Below are 21,633 nucleotides of genomic sequence, written 5' to 3' on the forward strand. Positions count from 1 at the left end.
CCCCGAAGCTACCCTCGCCCCATGCGGTTCCAGGCGTCCAGCCCGGCGATCTTGTAGGCTTCCGCCAGCGTCGGGTAGTTGAAGGTGTTGTTGACGAAGAAGTCGACTGTGCCGCCGAGATTGATGACCGCCTGGCCGATGTGGATGAGTTCGGTCGCGCCCTCGCCGACAATATGGGCGCCGAGCAGACGGCGTGTTTCGATCGAGAACAGAAGCTTCAGGAAACCGGTGTTGACACCCATGATGTGGCCGCGCGATGTCTCGCGGAACCGCGCCACGCCGACCTCGTAGGCGGCACCGCTCTCGCGCACCTGCTCCTCGGATTGCCCGACGGTGGAGATTTCCGGCACGGCGTAGATGCCGTAGGGAAAGGTTTCGGGCGGGGGCGGCAAGGGCACGCCGAAGGCATGGCAGGCGGCCACCCTGCCCTGCTCCATCGAGGTCGATGCCAGGCTCGGAAAGCCGATGACATCGCCGGCGGCATAGATGTTGGGCGCGCTGGTCTGGAAGGTCTGCGGATCGACCTTGATGCGGCCTCGCGAATCAGCCTCGATGCCGACGGCGTCGAGCCCTAAATTGCCGACATTGCCGGTGCGTCCCGCGGCATAAAGCACGATCTCGGAACGTATGGTGCGGCCGTCGGCCAGCGTCACCTCAGCATAGTCGGGTTTCGAGGCGATCTCCTTGACGGCACTGCCCAATCGGATGGTCATGCCGCGGTCGCGCATCTGATGGATGAAGTCGTCGACGATCTCGCGGTCGACGAAATCCAATATCGTGTTGCGCGGCTCGACCAATGTCACCGGAACGTCGAGTGCCGAAAAGATTGTCGCATATTCGACGCCGATGACGCCGGCGCCGATCACCGTCAGCGTGCGCGGTAGCCGATCGAGCTCCAGCATCTCGTCGCTGTCGAAGATCCGTGTCTTGTCGAACGGCACGTCGCGCGGCCGGTGCGGCCGGGTGCCGACCGCGATCAGCGCATGGGCGAAGCCAACCTCGCTGTAGTCGCCGGTGTCGGTGGTCAGGCTGACCTTGTTGGGGCCCAGGAATTTTACCGCGGCGCGCGCACTCTTGACCGTGTTGCGCATGAACTGGTGCTGCAGCACCTCGACCTCATGGTCGAGCGTCTTGTGCAGGCGCTCGACCAGATCGCCGACCGAAATGTCCTGCTTGACGCGGTAGCCGCGTCCATAAAAGCCGCGCTCGCGCCAGCCGGAGAGGTTGAGCACCGTCTCGCGCAACGTCTTCGACGGTATAGTGCCGGTATGCACCGAAACGCCGCCGAGACGCCGGCCCCTGTCGACCACCAGCACCGACTTGCCGAGCTTGGCCGACTGCACCGCGGCGCGGCGCCCGGATGGGCCGCTGCCGATGACCAGCATGTCGTAGTCCATGTCGCCCCGTCCCCTCGGCTCGGCGCGCTTTGTGCGCCGCAGCAAACTAACGCTATCCGCGCCGTGAATTCAACAAGTCAGACGGCCCCAGGCGCTCTGTCGCCATCTACACGGCGGCGAAAGGCTCGATCTTGATTCCGCCGCGAACCTTCACCATTTCATCAATACGCGGCCCGTGCATTAACCCGGGTTCGATTACGAGGAAATGACATGAACGCTCGCGTTCTCGACGGCGAAATCATCACCAGCAGGCTCGAAGATGTCCGCTCTTATGAGGGCGTGCGCACGCGGCGCATTCTCGCTTTCGTCATCGACTATTTCATCGTCGCGCTGCTCACCATTCCATTCGCGATCCTGGTGTTCCTGTTCGGGCTGTTGACGCTCGGCCTCGGCTGGATGCTGTTTTCCATTCTCGTGCCGACCGTCGCCATCCTCTACATCTGGAACACGCTCGGCAGTAAAGACCAGGCCACCACCGGCATGAAGATGATGGGCATCCGGCTCGACCGACTCGACGGCAGCCGCATCGACGGGCTGACCGCCGTCGTGCATTCGGTGCTGTTTTGGGCCGGTAATGTCATCCTTTCGCCGCTGGTCCTGCTGGTGAGCCTGTTTTCCGACCGCAAGCGCACGCTGCACGACCTGCTGCTCGGCACCGTTGTCAGCCGCAGTGGCCGCTGAGCAGACTTTTGAAGCGCGGCCGCAGCCTTTGCGCACAAATGTGAAGACGTCCAATCAACCAGGCTTTCACAATCCTGTTGAATTTTTCGGCGTCCGCGCCAAAGGTAGAGCGATTCGCAGGAGTATTTCCAAGGCTCGATGACGCAGCACCCGACCCAGTCGCCGCAGTTCTTTCTGACCGCGCCCTCGCCATGTCCCTATCTCGAGGGCCAGTTCGAGCGCAAGGTGTTCACACACTTGGTCGGCGACAAGGCCCCCGAGATGAACGATCTGTTGACGCAGGGCGGTTTCAGGCGGTCGCAGAACATCGCCTACAGGCCGGCCTGCGAGACCTGCCGCGCCTGTGTGTCGGTGCGCATCCTGGCGCAGGAATTCACCGCCAGCCGCAACATGAAACGGGTCATACAGCATAATTCGGATCTGGTCGGCGCCATGCACGACGCCGAACCCTCCACCGAACAGTATTCGCTGTTCCGCAGCTATCTCGACGTCCGCCACCGCCGTGGCGGCATGTCTGACATGACCGTGCTCGACTACGCCATGATGGTCGAGGATACCCATGTCGACACCAAGGTCATTGAATACCGTCGCCGCGGACCTGACAGCTTCATTACCGGCAAGGGCCAGGGCGAACTGATCGCCGTGGCGCTTACCGACAAGATGGCCGATGGCCTGTCGATGGTCTATTCCTACTTCAACCCGGACTTCGAGGACCGTTCGCTCGGCACCTTCATGATCCTCGATCACATCGCCCGCGCCAGGGCGATGGGCCTGCCCCATGTCTACCTGGGTTACTGGGTCAACGGCTCGCGCAAGATGAATTATAAGATGCGCTTCCAGCCGCAGGAGCATCTCGGCCCGAAAGGCTGGGAACGCTACAATCACGAAGCGGTTTCGCGCTGATCTTCGCTTTCGGTATTCACTCTTAAATTGTTTCGAGGAGGATGCCGCTGGGCTTCCGGCCGATCGGCTGGGAAACCGGGCGGGTCAATTTTGCGCCTCCAAGCCTACGCGAGAATTGCCGCATGTCTTCCCACAACGACCACCAGAGAGGCCTTCTGATCACCGCCATCGGCGGGCTGACGCTGACCGTCGACATTCCGCTGATCCGGCTCGCCGACGGCGAGGCGTGGACGATCCTGCTGTTGCGCACCGGCACGACCTTCGTCGCCACGCTTATCATCTGGGCCGCCTGGCGATCGCTGAGCGCAAAGGCACCGCAGCTTGTACCGGGCTGGTCAGGGCTCATCGTTGCCGGCCTCTACGGGCTCGGCTCGATCGCCTTCATCACCGGTGTCTACAATACCTCGACAGCCAACCTCGTTTTCATCCTGGCGTTCACAACCATGTTCGCGGCCCTTTTGTCATGGCTGTTCCTGAAGGAGAGGCCACGGCCCCTGACGCTTGCAGCGCTGGCACTTATGATCGTCGGCGTGACGATCATTGTCGGCGATTCCGTTGGAACCGGACATCTCTTCGGCGACCTGATGGCGCTATGCTCGGCTTTCATGATCGCCGCGGCCATCACCATCTCGCGCGCCAGCGGCAAGGATATGGGTTTCACGGCGCTGATCGGAGTGGTCCTGCCGCTGGCCGTCGCCACCCTGATGGTTTCCAAGGTGGGTTTTCACGTCAACGCGCCATGGTGGATCGTCTTCAACGGTGCCGTCATCATGCCGATCTCGTTCTTCTGCCTCGCCAACGGCCCGAAATACATCTCCGGGCCGGAGGTGGCGATGTTCTATCTGCTTGAAACCGTGCTGGCGCCGGTCTGGGTGTGGATGATCTTCGCCGAAACACCGACGCGCAACAGCCTGATCGGCGGCGCGATCCTCATCATGACCTTGATCGGCCATTCGCTCTGGCAGTTGCACGACGGGCGCAAGCGCCGCGCCACGTTCGCCGTCAGTCACCCGGCCTGATTCTTTTTCGCGGCGGCGCGTTCGGCAACAATTTCAATCTGCGGCGGTGCATCTTCCTGCTCCGCCGGTTCGGCGGCAGCGAGTTCATCGGTCAGTTCCACCTCGCGCAGCCATTCGCGCCAGATTGCGACCAGCAGGGCCATCAGCACCGGGCCGATGAACAGGCCGAGAAAACCCATTGTCTTGACGCCGCCGATCAGGCCGAAAAAGGTTGGCAGGAAGGGCAGCTTTATCGGCCCGCCGACCAGCTTCGGGCGCAATGTCTTGTCGACGATGAAGAGTTCGACCGCGCCCCAGACGAACAGCGCCAGCCCCGCCATCGGCGAGCCGCTGGCGGCGAGATAGATCGAGACCAGCGTGAACGACAGCGGCGCGCCGCCGGGGATAAGCGCCATGATGCCGGTCAGCGCGCCGAGCGTCACCGGCGACGGTACGCCGGCCAACCAGTAAGCGATGCCCAGCACCAGTCCTTCGCCGATGGCGATAACGGTCATACCGGTAACCGTCGACGAGATCGTCGCCGGCACCACGCGTGAGATCCGTTCCCATCGGGCCGGCAGGATGCGTTCGCCGAGGCGATCGACCTGCCCGGCGAAATGCTCGCCGTCGCGATAGGCAAAGAACAATGCGATCATCATGAACAGCAGCGTCAGCAAAAGTCCGAAGGCGCTGCCGCCGGCGGCAAGCGCGCCGCGATAGATGCTGCCGATATTGGCGCCGCTGATCAGCTGGATCAGTTCGCCGATACCGCCTGGATGGCCAACGTTGACCGTCCACTGTTCATTGAGCCATTCGCCTACTACAGGCAGCGTGGCGATCCAGTGCGGCGTCGGCGCGCCGTAGCGGTTGGTCTCGATAGCCCAGCCGACCCATTCGCGCACCTCGTTGATGGCGTAGGTGCCGGCAAGCGCGATCGGCACCACCAGGAAGGTCAGGATGAACAGGATCGCAAGCGTAGCGGCAATCGTGCGGTTGCCGCCGACGCCTGCGAGCAGCCGCCGATAGAGCGGCCAACTGGCGAAAGCGATAACCAGGGCGGCAAGGACCGGGAACAGGAAGCCGTGGAAAAAATATACGCCGGCGGCGACGATCAGCACCAGGAGCCAGCGCGCCGCCGACAGCGGTGGAATGACAGCGGCCCTGAGCGGCGTCGACAGGCCAAACAGACGCTGTTGCCGCTCCGGCTTCTGGATCCTGATTTCCTTCAAGCGCCCAATTCTCCCTAGCCCATCGCATCGCTTATGCACTGATATAGTGCAGCAATCGTGACGACATTCCAAATGTTCGGGTGGCGCTGCTAATCTCCCCCCTTGAGGGGGAGATGTCGCCGAAGGCGACAGAGGGGGTCGGGACGTCCTGACGCGACCTTACCACGAACAAAGCAGGCTGGCGCTTCATGCGCGGGGATCCCCTCTGGCCTGCCGGCCATCTCCCCCTCGAGGGGGGAGATTACCGCTTCACCCGAACTTGCCAGTCCTCGGGAAACCCTTCGGCACCATGCGGCCGGCCGAGGCGCGGGCGCCGATCCATTCGGCAAGCTCGTCACGCGATTTGGTGAAGGTGCGGTCTGCCGAATCCTGCCAGGACAGGCCGCTTGCCAGCGTGAAGGTCTTGAGGTCGAGGACACCGCCATCCTTGTATTTCTGCAGGCGCACGCCCTTGCCGCGTCCCATCTCGGGGATCTCGGCCAGCGGGAACACCAGCATCTTGCGGTTCTCGCCGACAATGGCGAGATGGTCGCCGGCGACGCTCACACAGCGCTGGGCTTCGTCGGGCGCCTTGACGTTCATCACCTGCTTGCCCTTGCGGGTGTTGGCGACGACTTCTTCTTCCGGCACGATGAAACCGTTGCCGTCATGCGACACCAGCAGCAGCTTGCGCTTGGGATCATGGACGAAAGCGGTGACGATATCCTGGTCGTTGTCCATGTCGACGATGATGCGGATCGGCTCGCCGTGGCCACGCCCACCCGGCAGCCGGTCGGCGCCGATCGTGTAGAACTTGCCGCCGGTGGTGAAGACCAGCACCTTGTCGGTCGTCTGGGCGTGGAAGGCGAGCTTGAGGCTGTCGCCTTCCTTGAAGGTCAGGGCCGAATGGTCGGTCAGATGACCTTTCATGGCCCTCAGCCAGCCCTTTTCCGAAACGACCACGGTGACCGGCTCGCGCTCGATCATGGCGTGGGCGATATCGGTCAGGTCATGCTCGGGTGCGTCGGCGAACTCGGTGCGGCGCTTGCCGATCTCGGTGTCGGGCCCGTATTTCTGGCGAACATTGGCGACTTCCCACTTGATCGTCGCCCACTGCTTGGCGTCGGACGCAAGCAGTGCCTCGATCTGCTTCTTCTCGCCGGTCAGGCCATTGAATTCCTCGCGGATTTCGAATTCCTCGAGCTTGCGCAGCGCTCTCAGCCGCATGTTGAGGATGGCTTCAGCCTGGGTGTCGGTCAGCGACCAGCGCACCATCATCACCTGCTTGGGCTCGTCCTCCTCGCGGATGATCCTGATCACCTCGTCGATGTTGAGGTAGGCGATCAAATAGCCGGCGAGGATCTCCAGCCGCCTCTCGATCTCGCCGAGGCGGTGCTTGGAGCGGCGGATCAGGACGTCGCGGCGGTGCTCCAGCCATTCCTTGAGCACACCTTTCAGCGACAGCACGTTCGGCACCTTGCCGCGCGACAACACGTTCATGTTGAGCGGAAAGCGGCTTTCGAGCTCGGTCAGCTTGAACAGCGATTCCATCATGATGCCGGGATCGACCGAGCGGCTCTTCGGCACCAGCACGACGCGGATGTCCTCGGCGCTCTCGTCGCGGATATCCTCGAGCAACGGAAGCTTGCGCGCCATCAAGAGCTCGGCGATCTTTTCGATCAGCCTGGCCTTCTGGACGCCGTAAGGGATTTCGGTGACGACTATGTTCCAGGTGCCCCTGCCCTGGTCCTCCTGGCTCCACTTCGCCCTGACGCGAAAGCCGCCGCGACCCGTTTCGTAGGCTTCGAGGATCGAGGCTCGGCTGTCGACGATGATGCCGCCGGTCGGGAAATCCGGACCTTGCACGAAATCCATCAGCTTGGTGACGGGCGCATCCGGATGATCGATCAGGTGAAGCGCGGCGTCGCAGAGCTCGGCCGCATTGTGCGGCGGGATCGAGGTCGCCATGCCGACGGCGATGCCGGACGAGCCGTTGGCGAGCAGATTCGGGAAGGCGCCGGGCAGCACGGCCGGCTCCTCGTCTTCCTCGTTGTAGGTCGGGCGGAAATCGACCGCGTCCTCGGTGATGCCTTCCAGCAGCAGCGTCGACACTTCGGTCATGCGCGCTTCGGTGTAGCGCATGGCGGCGGCGTTATCGCCGTCGATATTGCCGAAATTGCCCTGCCCGTCGACCAGCGGGTAGCGCATCGAAAAATCCTGCGCCAACCGCACCAACGCGTCGTAGATCGACTGGTCGCCATGCGGATGGAATTTGCCCATCACCTCGCCGACGATGCGGGCGCATTTGGCAAAACCCTGGTCGGGGTTGAGCCGCAACAGGCGCATGGCATGCATGATGCGACGATGCACCGGCTTCAATCCGTCGCGCACGTCCGGCAGCGCCCGGTGCATGATGGTCGACAGCGCGTAGGCGAGATAGCGCTCTTCCAGCGCCTTCTTCAGATCGACCGGCTCGATATTGTCGCCGCCGCCACTCTCGGGCGGCAAAAGCCTTTTTCCCATGGGCTGGCACTAGCCGAGCGGGTGATTCGCGGCAAGAGGCACACCGGTATGCGTGCTCCTAAAGCGCATCGCGTTCGACCGGCCCATGCGACGCTTTAGGCCCTTGTTTTGATGCATGTCGTTACCGCAAAACCGTTGCGCGACATCCATTATGCAACAGGATTGGAAGCGTCGCGACGCCGGCCAACATCAATCCGTTACATCCTGCTTCTATCGCAAGGCTAATGGATCGGGTTTGCCTTTGGCCGCGATTTTCGACCATTGTGCCGAGGCCCGCCTTTTTCCGGTCCAGTTCGTCACCGAATGGTGACGACGCGACGATTTGAAAAGAATTTCAGGACACTCTCAGGGGAGCTCTCGATGACGATCAGACACTCGACACTTATTAAGAGACTGGCTTTTTCGACCTTTTTGCTGACGCTGCCGCTGAATGCGGCGTTCGCGCAGGATACCGCGGTCGCCGACCGGCTGAAGGCTGCCCTCGCCGCGCAGGGTGTCGACCTCTCCTGGACCGGAGTAACCGGCGACACCTCCAGCATGGTTCTGCAAGGCGTAGCGGTCAAACCGGCGGCCGAAAAGGAGGCGCTCAAGATCGGCGACGTCAAGCTCGAAGGTGTGACCGAAGCCAATGGCGGCTATCAAATCGCGACCGTATCGACGTCGCCGTTCGAACACAGCGAAGATGGCGTCACGCTCAATCTCAGCCCCTTCGTCATCCACGACATGACGGTTCCGGCCGAAGGCGCAACCGGTCCGCTGGGCTCGCTGATGATGTACAAATCGGCCGAGCTCGACAACATGACAGTCAAAGTGGCTGACAAAACTGCTTTCTCGATGGACGGGCTTGCCATCGCAATCACGCCGCCGGCCGACGGCAAGGCCATGGCGTTTTCCGGCACTACGGAAAGATTCGCTGCCGACCTGACCCTGGTCGAAGATCCGAAGTCCAAGGAAGTCATCAACGCGCTCGGCTACCAGAACATAACAGGCAATCTTGAGATGGAAGGCACCTGGCAGCCTACCGACGGCAGGATGGACTTGTCGAAATACGAAATATCGGTCGACAATGCCGGCACGCTCGGCATGACCTTCGATCTCGGCGGCTACACGCTGGACGTCATCAAATCACTGCAGGACATGCAGAAGAAGATGGCAGCGCAGGCCGAAGGCGCGGACAATTCGGCGCAAGGCATGGCCATGCTCGGGCTGCTGCAGCAGCTTTCGTTCAACAGCGCCTCGATCCGCTTCGACGACGATTCGCTGACCAAAAAGGTGCTCGATTATGCCGGCAAGCAGCAAGGCATGTCCGGCAAGGACATCGCCAACCAGGCCAAGGCGATCGTGCCCTTCGGCATGGCGCAGCTCAACAATCCGGAACTGACCGCGCAGGTTTCGGCCGCGGTCAACAAGTTCCTCGACGATCCGCAAAGCATCGAGGTCTCGGCCGAGCCGCCGGCAGCGGTGCCGTTCGCGCTGATCATGGCGGGCGCCATGTCCAACCCGCTCGACCTGCCGAAAACGCTCGGCGTGACGGTTACGGCAAACGAAGACTGACCGAGACAGGCTTCAAGCAAAAAGCCCGGCAGCGATGCCGGGCTTTTTTATGAATCAACAGCACCGGTTCGGAGCGTTTCCTAAACCTCTTTCTTCGTCGCCACCACGCGCAGCGACAATTCGCGAAGCTGCTGCGGGCTGGCTTCCGACGGCGCGCTCATCAACAGGTCGTAGGCCTGCTGGTTCATCGGGAACATAGTCACTTCGCGCAGGTTCCTGGCGCCGACCAGAAGCATGACGACGCGGTCGATGCCGGCCGCCATGCCGCCATGCGGCGGCGCGCCATACTGGAAGGCGCGATAAAGGCCGCCGAAGCGCTCTTCGACCGTCGCGCGGTCCAGCCCGACGGTTTCGAACGCCTTGACCATGGTTTCGGGCAGATGGTTGCGGATGCCGCCGGAGGCGATCTCGAAACCGTTACAGACCATGTCGTACTGGAACGCCTTGATGCCGAGCAGATCCTCGCCGTTAAGCACATCGATGCCGCCTTGTGGCATCGAGAAAGGATTGTGCGCGAAGTCGATCTTCTTCTCCTCCTCGTTCCATTCGAAGAACGGGAAGTCGACGATCCAGCACAATTCGAAGCGGTCGCGGTCGACAAGATTGAGCTCCTCGCCGGCGCGGGTGCGCGCCGCTCCTGCGAAGGAGACGAACTTCTTCGGATCACCGGCGACGAAGAAGGCGGCATCGCCATCGGCGAGGCCGAGTTGTTGTCGGATCGCCTCCGTGCGCTCCTCGCCGATGTTCTTGGCCAGCGGCCCGGCGCCTTCGAGCTTCTCGCCCTCCTTGCGCCAGAAGATGTAGCCGAGGCCGGGCTGACCCTCGCCTTGCGCCCATGAGTTCATGCGGTCGCAGAAGGCGCGAGACCCGCCGGTCTTGGCCGGAATGGCCCAGACCTCGGCCTTCGGATCGTTGGCAAGGATGTTGGCAAATACCTTGAAGCCAGAGTCGCGAAAATGATCCGAGACGGCCTGCATCTCGATCGGGTTGCGCAGGTCCGGCTTGTCGGTGCCGTATTTGCGCATGGCGACATCATAGGCGATGCGCGGAAACTTCTCCGTCACCGGCTTGCCGGCGGCAAAGGTCTCGAACACCCCCCGCATCACCGGCTCCATGGTGGTGAACACATCCTCCTGCTCGACGAAGCTCATCTCAACGTCGAGCTGGTAGAATTCACCCGGCAGACGGTCGGCGCGCGGGTCCTCGTCGCGGAAGCAGGGCGCAATCTGGAAGTAGCGGTCGAAGCCGGACACCATGATCAGCTGCTTATATATCTGCGGTGCCTGCGGCAGCGCATAGAAAGTGCCGGGGTGGATGCGCGACGGCACCAGAAAGTCGCGCGCCCCTTCCGGCGACGAGGCGGTCAGGATCGGCGTCGAGAATTCGGTGAAGCCGACCTCGCCCATCAGCTTGCGCATCTCGGCGATGATTTTGGTGCGCGCGACGATGTTCTTGTGCAGGGTATCGCGGCGCAGGTCGAGGAAGCGGTATTTGAGGCGGATGTCCTCTGGGTAATCCGGCTCGCCGAAGACCGGCAGGGGCAATTCCCTGGCGGCCGACAGTACCTCGATCTCGCGCGCGAAGACTTCGATCTCGCCGGTTGGCAAATTAGGGTTCACGGTGTCGGCGAGGCGCGCCTTGACCTCGCCGTCGACGCGGACGACCCATTCGCCGCGCAGGGTCTCGGCAATCTTGAAGGCGGGCGAATCCGGATCGGCGACGATCTGGGTCAGGCCGTAATGGTCGCGCAAATCGATGAACAGCAGGCCGCCATGGTCGCGCACGCGATGCACCCAGCCCGACAAGCGAACGGTCGAGCCGACGTCGAGCTTCCTCAATTGGGCACAGGTATGGCTGCGGTAACGATGCATTGTCATTCTTAAAGTCCGGATGTTGGGTTGCGGCCAAGGCATGATGGCCCAGCCTGAAAATTTGCGCGAAAAGCACATGAGAGGGTGCATTTGTCAAGGCAAGCGGCAGCCGGGTCGAGTTCGCGTTCTTCCCGCCCCTTTCCCACCGGCATCAATTTATGCTCGAGGCGTCAATCTGAGTTCGCTGCTCTGTGCCCGCAGTTCAACTATGCACTCACCCCTTCACCCCGCCCGCCGTGAGACCGGAAATGATCTTGCGCTGGAAGATGAGAACGAGGACGACGAGCGGCACGGTGACGATCACCGATGCGGCCATGATGTTGCCCCACGGGATCTCGAACTGCGAGCTGCCGGAGAGCAGCGCGATCGCCACCGGCACGGTTCGCTGCTCGTTGCTGGAGGTAAACGTCAGGGCGAACAGGAACTCGTTCCAAGCACCGATGAAGGCGAGAAGCCCGGTGGTCGCCAGCGCCGGCCACATGAGCGGCAGGAAGACGCGGCTGATGATGATCCAGGGCGTGGCGCCATCGAGGATCGCCGCTTCCTCCAGCTCGATCGGCAGGTCGCGAACGAAGGCGGTGAGCACCCAGACGGTGAACGGCAAGGTGAAGATCATGTAGGACAAGATCAGCGCGAACGGCGAATTGTAGAGGCCGAAGATGCGGATCAGCTCGAAAAGCCCGGCAAGCACCGCCAATTGCGGGAACATCGAAACGGACAGGATAATGAGGAGCAGAGCCGAGCGGCCGCGGAAGCGGATGCGCGCCAGCGCATAGGCGGCGGTGACGCCGAGGAACAGCGAAATGACGACAACGGCGCTCGAGATGAAAAGCGAGTTCACGAGGTTGCGCAGGAAGGTCCCCTCGGTGAACACGGTCCTGTAGTTGCTGAAGGTAATCGTCTTCGGCCAATAGTCGATCTGGAAGAGCGCCGTCCCCGATTTCAGGCTGGTGATGATGGCGTAGTAGAACGGGAACACCGCGACGACGACGATAACGGCGACGAGGAGGTAGAAAGCCGTGCGCTTGACGATCCACATGGTCAGTAGTCCCCCATGATCAATAGTCCCCCATGGTCAATAGTCCCCATGGTCAATAGTCCTTGTCCAGTCGTATCCGGCCGAGCCAAAGAACGAGCATGGTCAGCAGAGCGAGGATAAGGAAGAGAAGCGTCGAGGCGGCGGAACCGGAAGCGAACTTGTCGAACTCAAACAGGCTCTCGCGGGCAAACACCGACATCGACTTGGTGTGTATGTTGTTTGGCGTAAGCACGTAGATCAGATCGAAGATGCGCAGGGCATCGAGACCGCGAAAGATCATGGCCACCATCAACGCCGGTCGGATGAGCGGCAAAGTGATCTTCCAGAAAATTCTCCACGCGCCGACGCCGTCGAGCTTGGCGACCTCGTAGATTTCTTGTGGAAGCATCTGGAGGCCGGCGAGAATGAGAAGCGCCATGAAGGGGGTTGCCTTCCAGATGTCGACAACAAGGACGGCGACCATCGCCGTGTCGGCGCTGGCCGTCCAGGCGATCTTGGTGCTGATCAGGCCGAGCTTGAGCAGGACGTCGTTGATGATGCCGAACTGGTCGTTGAGCATCCACTGCCACATTTTCGCCGAGACGATCGTCGGGATCGCCCAAGGGATGAGGATCGCGGCGCGCACGATACCGCGGCCGCGAAACCTGGCGTTGAGCACCAGCGCGACGATCATGCCGAGCACCGTCTCGCAGGTCACCGAAATCACCGCGAAGCGCACCGTGTTCCAGACGGCGCGCCACCAGACCGGATCGGCGAGCAGCCCGTCATAGACGACGCGGCCGCTCGGCATTTGCACGACGGAGAAATAGTTGGCGAAGCCAACCCAGCGGCGGGCTTCGAGGTCGGCGAGCGAGGCGTCGGTGAAGCCGAAATAGATCGTGCGCATCAACGGCCAACCGGCAACGGCGGCGAGCACGATGAGCATCGGGGCAAGCAACAGCCATGCCGAGCGCGTACGTTGACGCGCCAGCAGCGAGCCTGAGCGCGGCGAGGTCACCAGGCGGTGCCCTTGAGCCTGGTCAAGGAGAACTCCAGATCGGCAAGGTTGTCGGCGGCTGTGCCCTCGCCGGAAATGGTGTTGTGGACGGCGGTCCAGAACTCGCTCGATGCCTCATTGTACCGGCTCTTGGCTTGGGCCGAGGGACGCGGCACCGCGTTGAGGACGACTTCCTTCCAGCGCGGAATCACCGGCTGGGCGCTGGCGATGTCGGCATCATCATAGAGTGCCTGGATGGTCGGCAGATATGCCCCCTTCAAGGCGCGGTACTTCTGCATCTGAGGCGAGGCGATCCATTTGACCAGCTCGATCGCTGCATCCGGGTTCTTCGAATATTTGGAAACCGCGAGATTCCAGCCGCCAAGCGTTGCTGCCGGGTGCGCGCCCTCACCAGACCCCGGCGGCAGCGTCGTCACCTCGAACTTGCCTTTGATGGGGGAGCTTTCGCTGTTGCCAAGCGCGTAGGCGTAGGGCCAGTTGCGCATGAAGACGGCGTTGCCGGTCTGCCAGACTCCGCGCGACTCTTCTTCCTGGTAGGCCAGAACGCCGGGCGGTGAGATGGTTCCCACCCAGCTCCTCGCCATTTCCAGCGCCGCAGCTGCTTGCGGATTGTTGATGGAGATGGTGCCGTCCGGCTCGATAATCTGGCCGCCGCCGTTCGACTTCACCCATTCGAGTGCATCGCAGGTCAGCCCCTCATAGGCGTTGCCCTGGAAAACGAAACCCCACATGTCCTTGTTGCCGGCCGCGCGCTCCTTATCCATGACAAGCTTGGCGGTATCGGCAAGTTCAGCCCAGCTGGCCGGGACCCTGGCGCCGTATTTGTCGAGGAGATCCTTGCGGTAGTAGAGCGCCGGAGCGTCGGTGAATATCGGCAAGGCGACGAGCTTGCCGTCCACGGTCTGCGATTTGATGATCGATGGGAAATGGGCGCCACCGACATCCTTGGTCGCTTCGGTCAGGTCGATGAACTGCCTTGCAAGCTGGGGGGCCCAGATGACGTCCGTTTGATAGACGTCGACGTCGCTGCTTCCGGCGGCAAGCCAGAGCCGGTATTGGCCAAACTGGTCCGTCGCCGAGGGGGGCAGCGGAACGACGCTAACCTTGTTGCCGGTCGTCTTCTCGTATTGATCGAGGATCTCGCGAAGGATTCTCTGGCCGTTGCCGGTATCTCCGGACACCATGACGAGGTCGACAGCCCGCGCCGGCCCGGCCGCCAGAACTGCGGCCACGGCAAATGCCGCAAATGCGGAATGAAATTTCATGATGGCGGACCTCCCTTTGGAGCTTCAGGCCGGGCAGCAGAAACGACGTCGATGCCTGACACCATCTCCGCACACCGGCAGCTCACAAGACGCGTATTCGCCTACCAGCACTGAACTACAAAGATACGCCTTGGTTCCCAACACGGAGGGTCCGGCGCCACGCGGTAGCGCAAGTTCCCCCTCGTTAATGCACCTAAAACGTGTCGCGTTCGATCGGCGTCGGCGACGCGCTTTAGGTTCTTGTTTTTATGCATGTCGTTATCGCAAAACCGCTGCACACTTTTGCGCGACATGCATTAAGGCCCCCGGCTGGCCCCAACGCCACCGGGAATTGCCGCTGGCATTGGCGAAGGCGATGGTTCAAGAAGGATCAACGACAGGCTTTCCTTCATGTCCTCCATCCGCCCGCTGATCCCCCTCCTGATCGCCGCCGGCATCCTGCTCGGCGGCAACGGCCTGCAGAGCACGTTGATTGCGCTGCGTGGTGCGCAGGAAGGTTTTCCCGCTTCCTCGATCGGCCTGATGGGCACGTTCTATTTCGCCGGCTTCCTGCTCGGCTGCCTTGCCGTGACCCGCATCATGAAGTCCGTCGGCCATGTGCGCGCCTTTTCGGCACTCGCGGCGATCGCCTCGGCGGGAACGCTGCTTCTGGTGCTGGTCATCGATCCGGTGATGTGGTGCGCCGTGCGCTTTGCCGGCGGGTTCTGCTTTGCCGGCCTGTTCACCATCATGGAAGCCTGGCTGAATTCCGGCGTCACCAACACCGACCGGGCGCGGGTGCTTGCCATCTACCGGATGGTCGACATCGGCTCGGTGACGGGCGCCCAGTTCCTGATCCCTATCTTTGGCGCCGGCGGCTTTGCCATCTTCGCCATCATGTCGATGATGATCACCGTTTCGCTGGTGCCGGTTTCGCTCGGCGACCGCTCCAATCCGACGCCGCCGGAAGACGTCAAGCTCGATTTGGCGCGCGTCTGGCGGATCTCGCCGCTCGGCTGCTTCGGCTGTATCGCCGTCGGCGTCACAAACAGCGCCTTCCGCACCCTGTCGCCGGTCTATGCCGAGCAGATCGGCATGTCGGTCGCCGACGTCGTCACCTTCGTCAGCGTCGGCATTTTCGGCGGCGCCATCATCCAATACCCGCTTGGCTATCTCTCCGACCGCTGGGACCGGCGCTCGGTGCTGCTGATGACGACGTGCTGCGCGATGGTGGCGGCACTGGCGCTGGCATTCGTGGCAGGCGGCAGCCCGTTTCTCAACTTCCTGCTCGTCTTCATCTTCGGCTGCTTCGCCATGCCGCTCTATTCATTGTCAGCGGCGCATTCCAACGACCGCGCCGACAAGGGCGAGTTCGTGCTGATCAACGCGGCCTTGATGCTGTTTTATTCCTTCGGCGCCATCGGCGGGCCGTTCGCAGCCTCGACGGTGATGCAATTTTTCGGGCCGAGCGCGCTGTTCGTGTTCAGCGCCACCGTCTATGCGATCTTCGTGGCCGTCATCCTTTACCGGATGCAGGCGCGCTCCGCCGTGCCGGCCACCCATCGCAGCCGTTTTACGGCGCTGTTGCGCACTTCGACGGTTTTTGCCCGGCTGGCGAAGCGGAATGCCGATCCCCGATGAACCCGCAAAGCCTGGATAGAGGTGCTTGCGCTTGACGAAAGCGCGCGCGGCTGAAATTGAAAGAGACCCTATCCCTTGCCAAAAGCGATTTGATGCACGTCATCACCACCCAGAAAGAACTCGAGACCGCTATTGCCGCTTTCGAAAAGGCGGAATTCGTCACCGTCGATACCGAATTCATTCGCGAAACGACCTTCTGGCCGATCCTGTGCCTGATCCAGATGGCAGCGCCCGGGGTGACCGCGCTGATCGATCCGCTGTCGCCCGACATCGACCTGAAACCGTTCTTCAGGCTGATGTCCAACGAGGCGATCGTCAAAGTCTTTCATGCGGCGCGCCAGGACATCGAAATCATCGTGCATCTCGGCGATCTGGTGCCGCATCCGGTGTTCGACACCCAGGTTGCGGCAATGGTCTGCGGCTTCGGCGACAGCGTCTCCTACGACCAGCTGGTGCAGCGCATCACCGGAGCGCGGCTCGACAAGTCCTCGCGCTTCACCGACTGGCGCCACCGTCCGCTGTCCGAAAAGCAGCTCGACTACGCGCTCGCCGACGTCACCCACCTGATCGAGGTCTACAAGCATCTCAGTGCCGAGCTGGTGCGGGAAAACCGCGCCCACTGGCTGAACGAGGAGATGGACGTGCTGACCTCGCGCGAGACCTACGATCCGCATCCCGAGGATGCCTGGAAGCGGCTCAAGATGCGGCTGCGCAAGCCGCAGGAACTGGCGATCGTGCAGGCGGTGGCCGCCTGGCGCGAACGCGAAGCGCGCGAGCGCGACGTGCCGCGCGGCCGGGTGCTCAAGGACGATGCTATCTACGAAGTGGCGCAGCAGGCGCCGCGCGACGCTGCGGCACTGAGCAAGCTGCGTACCACGCCGAAGGGCTGGGAGCGCTCGTCGACGGCGACGGCACTGCTTGGCGCGGTAAACGCTGCCCTTGCCCTGCCCAGGGAAGAGATGCCGAAGCTGCCGAAGAGCTTCCAGCCGCCGGAGGGGTCAAGCGCCGCGGCGGAGTTGCTGAAGGTGCTGCTGCGGATCGTTGCCGAAAAGGAAGGCGTCGCATCGAAGGTACTCGCCTCCAGTGACGACATCGACCGCATCGCTGCCGAGGGCGACGAAGCCGACGTGCCGGCATTGCAAGGCTGGCGGCGTGCCGTCTTCGGCGAGGCCGCGCTCAAGCTGGTGCGCGGTGAACTCGCCATCAGGTTCGACAAGCGCAAGATCGCTGTGTTCGATTTGTAGCATTGAGCTTGCTCAGACCAAGCCGAGCAGATGCACCGCTAGCCATATCCATCCAAGTGCAAGAACCACCGCGCCCAGGTAGAATGCCCTGCTGCGCAGGATCAGCTGATTGCTGGTCAAGTGGACCGATGCGTGAAGATAGCGGGAGACGACAAAGATCCACATCAGTGCCAAGGTCAGATAATTGACGCCATTGGTCACGTGCAGCGTCAAGCATAAGACGTAGAAAAGCACCGGCAGTTCGAACTGGTTGCTCAGATTGTCGGCGACGGTGACGCTGGAACCTGGCTCCGTCGAGCGCGTCTTGAACTGGCCGGCCTTGGCTTCGCCCGATCTGACCGCACCATGGCGGCGCCGGCCCATAACGACGTAGACGATATAGACCAGCAGCACCTGCGCCAGCATCGGCCAGAAGATCGCGGTCTGGTTCAAGATGCCCCCTGTCTCTGTCACCCAGCCTTCAAGACCGTTTCTGAGCCATCAGAGTGAAAGCCGCAGTGACGGTCACTGGTATCGCCAGTAGGGCGAATTTGGTGACGATCAGCGCCGAGGCGAAGGACAGCGAATCCGGATTGGCCGACAGAAAATCGGACAAAAGACGAGCCACAGCGATATTCTGGGCATAGTCGGTAAGCAGGTAGGGCAGCACCAGCACAACCGCGAATATCGACTGGGTTTGCGCAGGCAGTGCACGGAAATTCTTCAGCCGCCGGCCCGTGGCCAGGATCAGGCTGACCATCGTCAGCGACAGCAGCGCCGGAAACAGCAGGTCGAAGGTCAGGTAATGCCAGACGAGAATAATTTCGCTGCCGCGCCGGCCGAGTGCCGTCAGCCAGGCCATGCCCTCATCCGGGGTGAAACCGGCATAGCGCATGTCGAGCGACGGCAGACCGCCGCTCAATTGGCGAAAATAGAGGAACTCCATTGCCGTCATGATGATGAAAACCGCCACGGTGGCGACACAGAGTGCGGCCGCGTGGCGCGACAGCCGCAGGATCATTGCCGCCAGATTGCGCCAAGACGCATGACGGTCAGGCTCCGCCAGGATAATTCGGGCTTTCGCGGGTAATCGTGACGTCATGGGCGTGGCTTTCACGAAGTCCGGCATTGGATATCCGCACAAAAGTGGCGCGCTCGCGGAAATCGGCAAGGTCGCGGCCACCGACATAACCCATAGCGGCTTTCAGGCCGCCTGCAAGCTGGTGCAGCACGCCAGACACAGGTCCTTTGTACGGCACCTGCCCTTCGATGCCTTCCGGGACCAGTTTCAGCGTGTCGCGCACCTCGGCCTGGAAATAACGATCGGCGGAGCCGCGCGCCATCGCGCCGACCGAGCCCATGCCGCGATAGGCTTTGAAGGAGCGGCCCTGGTGCAGATAGACCTCGCCCGGGCTCTCGTCCGTGCCGGCCAGCAGCGAGCCGATCATCGCAGCACTTGCGCCGGCGGCCAGTGCCTTGGCGAGATCGCCCGAATATTTGATGCCGCCATCGGCAATGACCGAAACGCCGGATTTCTGCGCCGTCTCGACCGCCGACATGATCGCCGAGAGCTGCGGCACGCCGACGCCGGCGACGATGCGGGTGGTGCAGATGGAGCCTGGTCCGATGCCGACCTTGACCGCGTCGGCGCCGGCATCGATCAGCGCCAAGGTGCCTTCCGCGGTGGCGACGTTACCGGCCAGGATGCGAACCGAGTTGGACAGTTTCTTGGCCCGCGTCACCGCATCCAGAACGCGCTGCGAATGACCGTGCGCGGTGTCGATCACGAGAAGGTCGACGCCGGCGTCGATGAGGCGCTCGGCGCGTTCGAAACCGTCATCGCCGACGCTGGTGGCGGCGGCGGCGCGCAAGCGCCCCTGCGCATCTTTGGTGGCGTGCGGGTTGAGCTGCGACTTCTCGATGTCCTTGACCGTGATCAGCCCGACGCAATTGCCGTCCCGATCGACCACAACAAGCTTCTCGATGCGGTGCTGATGGAGCAGCCGCTTGGCCTCGTCCTGATCGACGTTCTCCTTGACCGTGATCAGGTTCTCGCGGGTCATCAGCTCATAGACCTTTTGCGCCGGATCGGAGGCGAAGCGGACGTCGCGGTTGGTCAGGATGCCGACGAGCCGGCCGACCGTGTGGCCGCCGGTGCCGCCGTTCTCGACCACCGGAATGCCCGAAATGCTGTAGGTGCGCATCAGACCCAGCGCATCGGCAAGCGTCGCCTCGGGACCGATGGTGACAGGGTTGACCACCATGCCGGACTCGAATTTCTTCACCTGCCGCACCTGCTCGGCCTGTTCGGCCGGCGAGAAATTGCGGTGGATGACACCGATGCCGCCGGCCTGGGCCATGGCGATGGCGAGCCGCGCCTCGGTAACCGTGTCCATGGCGGCCGACAGGATCGGCACGTTGAGGTCGATGTCGCCGGCGATGCGGGTGCGGATGTCGGTCTCGCCGGGCATGACCTCGGAATGGCCCGGCTGCAGCAGCACGTCGTCAAAGGTCAGCGCCAATGCGCCGGTGGACGTCTCGATGATTTTTGCCATGGCCAGCCCTCGGAATGCAGGAAAGGCGCTCGCCCTGGATGGACAGCGCCGACTCGTCTTCTTCCCTTTCAGGATTGGCGCTGGCTCGTAACACGTCCCGTGGCCGTTGAAAAGCCGATGGTTGTGTAGTGGCGAAGCTGCATTTTGCCCCAGGGGCTGCGAGACTTGCGGTCGCACAAACGTGACAGCAAATTAATGCGACATCCGGGCCAAGCCATGATAACCGCCCTACCTGTCGGTTTGGCCCCCAGGGCCGGCAAGCAATCGCGACGCACATTTCAAGGCCGGATCCATCGTGAACCGCACCATTCCGCTTATCCTGGCGGTCGCTCTATTCATGGAAAACATGGATTCGACCGTCATTGCGACATCGTTGCCGGCGATCGCCATCGACATCCACACCAGCCCGATCGCGCTCAAGCTGGCGCTGACCGCCTATCTGGTATCGCTGGCGATCTTCATTCCGATCAGCGGCTGGATGGCCGACCGCTTCGGCGCCAAGAATGTCTTCCGTGCCGCGATCGCCGTGTTCATCGTCGGTTCGGTCGCGTGCGCCATTTCCAATTCGCTGCCGGCTTTCGTGGTGTCACGTTTCCTGCAAGGTATTGGCGGCGCCATGATGACGCCGGTCGGCCGGCTGGTGCTGGTACGCGCGACGCCGAAAAGCGAGCTCGTCGCCGCCATGTCGTGGCTGACTGTCCCGGCTCTGGTCGGCCCCCTGGTCGGCCCGCCGGTCGGCGGCTTCATCACGACCTATTTTTCCTGGCACTGGATTTTTCTGATCAATGTGCCGATCGGGCTGATCGGCATCTGGCTGGCCACGCGTTTCCTGCCGAAGACCGACGCCGCGCAGACGCCGCCGCTCGATCTCATCGGTTTCGTGCTGAGCGGGCTGACGGCATCGGGCATCGTGTTCGGCCTGTCAGTGGTCAGCCTGCCGGCTCTGCCGCCCGTGGCCGGCTTTATCACCGTTGCCGTCGGGCTGGCATCGGCGGTGCTTTACCTGCTGCACGCGCGCCGCGCCAAGAACCCGTTGCTGGCGCTCGAGCTGTTTCGCAATCGGGTGTTCCGCTCGTCGGTGCTCGGCGGCGGACTGTTCCGCATCGGCATTGGTGCCGTACCTTTCCTGTTGCCGCTGATGTTCCAGATCGGTTTCGGGCTGACGCCGTTCCAGTCCGGCATGATCACCTTCGTCTCGGCGATCGGCGCCATAGGCATGAAATTCGTCACCGCGCTGATCTTCAGGGTCGCCGGCTTCCGCCGGGTGCTGATTTCAGGCTCGCTCATCGCTGCCGCGTCCATCGCCATCAACGGCCTGTTCACACCCGACACGCCCTACGGGCTGATCCTCGCCATGCTGCTCGCCGGGGGCTTCATCCGCTCGATGTTCTTCACCGGCATCAATGCGCTTGCCTACGCCGAGATTTCGGCCGCCGACACCAGCAAGGCGACGCCGATCACGGCGGTGTTCCAGCAGTTGGCGATCGCGCTCGGTGTGGCGCTGGCCGGCGGCATCCTGGAAGTGTCGACCAAGATCCATGGCGGCCCGCTGACGCTGAGCGACTTCCACACCGCCTTCTTCATCGTAGCGGCGGTGTCGGCGGCAGCCTCGCTGTCGTTCATGCGACTGGCGCCGGACGCCGGCAATGCCGTGTCTGGACATGGCCGGTTGACGCCGCCGAAGACACTGGAGCCGGTGAGCCCGCCGGGGAGTTGAGGACCCCTTCCCTTCTCCCCTTGTGGGAGAAGGTGGATCGGCGCGCAGCGCCGAGACGGTTGAGGGGTGTTGGAAGAAATGA

17 protein-coding genes are annotated in these 21,633 nt (G+C 62.4%); 7 read left to right on the forward strand and 10 right to left on the reverse strand.

The window, feature by feature from the left end:
• Positions 1-8: 8 nt before the first annotated feature.
• On the reverse strand, positions 9-1,397 hold the full coding sequence (gene sthA, locus NKI41_RS06640) for a Si-specific NAD(P)(+) transhydrogenase (protein WP_352542395.1): 1,389 nt from the start codon (positions 1,395-1,397) through the stop codon (positions 9-11).
• 210 nt (positions 1,398-1,607) lie between these two features.
• Here sthA and NKI41_RS06645 point away from each other — a divergent pair, with 210 nt between their 5' ends.
• From NKI41_RS06645 to NKI41_RS06655, 3 genes are all read left to right on the forward strand, one after another.
• The gene (locus tag NKI41_RS06645; RefSeq protein WP_352472034.1) at positions 1,608-2,078 is read left to right on the forward strand and encodes an RDD family protein; all 471 of its coding nucleotides are present in this window, start codon (positions 1,608-1,610) and stop codon (positions 2,076-2,078) included.
• Positions 2,079-2,216: 138 nt separating this feature from the next.
• On the forward strand, positions 2,217-2,981 hold the full coding sequence (locus tag NKI41_RS06650) for an arginyltransferase (protein ID WP_352472035.1): 765 nt from the start codon (positions 2,217-2,219) through the stop codon (positions 2,979-2,981).
• Between the two features lie 122 nt (positions 2,982-3,103).
• The gene (locus NKI41_RS06655) at positions 3,104-4,000 is read left to right on the forward strand and encodes a DMT family transporter (RefSeq protein ID WP_352472036.1); all 897 of its coding nucleotides are present in this window, start codon (positions 3,104-3,106) and stop codon (positions 3,998-4,000) included.
• On the opposite strand, the gene NKI41_RS06660 is transcribed toward NKI41_RS06655, so the two are convergent.
• Positions 3,988-5,208, reverse strand: coding sequence for an AI-2E family transporter (locus tag NKI41_RS06660; protein ID WP_352542394.1), 1,221 nt, complete (start codon positions 5,206-5,208; stop codon positions 3,988-3,990). The two genes, NKI41_RS06655 and NKI41_RS06660, sit on opposite strands and share 13 nt — an antisense overlap.
• A 249-nt stretch (positions 5,209-5,457) precedes the next feature.
• Positions 5,458-7,710, reverse strand: a complete 2,253-nt coding sequence (parC, locus tag NKI41_RS06665; protein WP_352682070.1) for a DNA topoisomerase IV subunit A — start codon at positions 7,708-7,710, stop codon at positions 5,458-5,460.
• Between the two features lie 360 nt (positions 7,711-8,070).
• Between parC and NKI41_RS06670 the strand changes: the two genes are divergently transcribed.
• Complete coding sequence (locus NKI41_RS06670; protein WP_352682072.1) at positions 8,071-9,264, forward strand: aq_1923 C-terminal domain; 1,194 nt, start codon at positions 8,071-8,073, stop codon at positions 9,262-9,264.
• A gap of 80 nt (positions 9,265-9,344) precedes the next feature.
• Here the strand turns inward: NKI41_RS06670 and aspS are convergent, their stop codons facing one another.
• From aspS to NKI41_RS06690, 4 genes are all read right to left on the reverse strand, one after another.
• Positions 9,345-11,135, reverse strand: a complete 1,791-nt coding sequence (aspS, locus tag NKI41_RS06675; RefSeq protein WP_352682160.1) for an aspartate--tRNA ligase — start codon at positions 11,133-11,135, stop codon at positions 9,345-9,347.
• A gap of 214 nt (positions 11,136-11,349) precedes the next feature.
• The gene (locus NKI41_RS06680) at positions 11,350-12,174 is read right to left on the reverse strand and encodes a carbohydrate ABC transporter permease (RefSeq protein WP_352682074.1); all 825 of its coding nucleotides are present in this window, start codon (positions 12,172-12,174) and stop codon (positions 11,350-11,352) included.
• Positions 12,175-12,226: 52 nt separating this feature from the next.
• On the reverse strand, positions 12,227-13,099 hold the full coding sequence (locus tag NKI41_RS06685; protein WP_352472057.1) for a carbohydrate ABC transporter permease: 873 nt from the start codon (positions 13,097-13,099) through the stop codon (positions 12,227-12,229).
• A 68-nt stretch (positions 13,100-13,167) separates the two neighbouring features.
• Entirely contained in the window at positions 13,168-14,436 is a 1,269-nt protein-coding gene (locus NKI41_RS06690; protein WP_352682076.1) for an ABC transporter substrate-binding protein, read from the reverse strand.
• Between the two features lie 390 nt (positions 14,437-14,826).
• Between NKI41_RS06690 and NKI41_RS06695 the strand changes: the two genes are divergently transcribed.
• Together NKI41_RS06695 and rnd are read left to right on the forward strand one after the other, a co-directional pair.
• Positions 14,827-16,056, forward strand: coding sequence for an MFS transporter (locus NKI41_RS06695; protein ID WP_352682078.1), 1,230 nt, complete (start codon positions 14,827-14,829; stop codon positions 16,054-16,056).
• A 92-nt stretch (positions 16,057-16,148) separates the two neighbouring features.
• Entirely contained in the window at positions 16,149-17,300 is a 1,152-nt protein-coding gene (gene rnd, locus NKI41_RS06700) for a ribonuclease D (protein WP_352542386.1), read from the forward strand.
• Between the two features lie 12 nt (positions 17,301-17,312).
• Here rnd and NKI41_RS06705 read toward each other — a convergent pair whose 3' ends face one another.
• From NKI41_RS06705 to guaB, 3 genes are read right to left on the reverse strand one after another with little or no spacing between them, the layout of a single operon-like run.
• A complete protein-coding gene (locus NKI41_RS06705; protein ID WP_352542385.1) occupies positions 17,313-17,732 on the reverse strand; it encodes an MAPEG family protein in 420 nt (139 codons plus the stop codon).
• A 28-nt stretch (positions 17,733-17,760) separates the two neighbouring features.
• On the reverse strand, positions 17,761-18,300 hold the full coding sequence (locus tag NKI41_RS06710; protein ID WP_352542392.1) for a hypothetical protein: 540 nt from the start codon (positions 18,298-18,300) through the stop codon (positions 17,761-17,763).
• A gap of 31 nt (positions 18,301-18,331) precedes the next feature.
• Positions 18,332-19,834, reverse strand: a complete 1,503-nt coding sequence (guaB, locus tag NKI41_RS06715) for an IMP dehydrogenase (RefSeq protein ID WP_352458563.1) — start codon at positions 19,832-19,834, stop codon at positions 18,332-18,334.
• A 295-nt stretch (positions 19,835-20,129) separates the two neighbouring features.
• Between guaB and NKI41_RS06720 the strand changes: the two genes are divergently transcribed.
• Positions 20,130-21,551, forward strand: coding sequence for an MFS transporter (locus tag NKI41_RS06720; RefSeq protein ID WP_352682080.1), 1,422 nt, complete (start codon positions 20,130-20,132; stop codon positions 21,549-21,551).
• Positions 21,552-21,633: the final 82 nt, after the last annotated feature.

Origin of the sequence: Mesorhizobium sp. M0601 (assembly GCF_040320845.1) — a bacterium.
In the GTDB taxonomy this organism is placed as follows: Bacteria; Pseudomonadota; Alphaproteobacteria; order Rhizobiales; family Rhizobiaceae; genus Mesorhizobium.

Excerpts from the sequence above, each read along its gene's own strand:
- sthA (WP_352542395.1), bottom strand. The coding sequence starts at position 1,397 with ATGGACTACGACATGCTGGTCATCGGCAGCGGCCCATCCGGGCGCCGC.
- NKI41_RS06645 (WP_352472034.1), top strand. The coding sequence starts at position 1,608 with ATGAACGCTCGCGTTCTCGACGGCGAAATCATCACCAGCAGGCTCGAA.
- NKI41_RS06650 (WP_352472035.1), top strand. The coding sequence starts at position 2,217 with ATGACGCAGCACCCGACCCAGTCGCCGCAGTTCTTTCTGACCGCGCCC.
- NKI41_RS06655 (WP_352472036.1), top strand. The coding sequence starts at position 3,104 with ATGTCTTCCCACAACGACCACCAGAGAGGCCTTCTGATCACCGCCATC.
- parC (WP_352682070.1), bottom strand. The coding sequence starts at position 7,710 with ATGGGAAAAAGGCTTTTGCCGCCCGAGAGTGGCGGCGGCGACAATATC.
- NKI41_RS06670 (WP_352682072.1), top strand. The coding sequence starts at position 8,071 with ATGACGATCAGACACTCGACACTTATTAAGAGACTGGCTTTTTCGACC.
- aspS (WP_352682160.1), bottom strand. The coding sequence starts at position 11,135 with ATGCATCGTTACCGCAGCCATACCTGTGCCCAATTGAGGAAGCTCGAC.
- NKI41_RS06680 (WP_352682074.1), bottom strand. The coding sequence starts at position 12,174 with ATGTGGATCGTCAAGCGCACGGCTTTCTACCTCCTCGTCGCCGTTATC.
- NKI41_RS06685 (WP_352472057.1), bottom strand. The coding sequence starts at position 13,099 with ATGCTCATCGTGCTCGCCGCCGTTGCCGGTTGGCCGTTGATGCGCACG.
- NKI41_RS06690 (WP_352682076.1), bottom strand. The coding sequence starts at position 14,436 with ATGAAATTTCATTCCGCATTTGCGGCATTTGCCGTGGCCGCAGTTCTG.
- NKI41_RS06695 (WP_352682078.1), top strand. The coding sequence starts at position 14,827 with ATGTCCTCCATCCGCCCGCTGATCCCCCTCCTGATCGCCGCCGGCATC.
- rnd (WP_352542386.1), top strand. The coding sequence starts at position 16,149 with ATGCACGTCATCACCACCCAGAAAGAACTCGAGACCGCTATTGCCGCT.
- NKI41_RS06710 (WP_352542392.1), bottom strand. The coding sequence starts at position 18,300 with ATGATCCTGCGGCTGTCGCGCCACGCGGCCGCACTCTGTGTCGCCACC.
- guaB (WP_352458563.1), bottom strand. The coding sequence starts at position 19,834 with ATGGCAAAAATCATCGAGACGTCCACCGGCGCATTGGCGCTGACCTTT.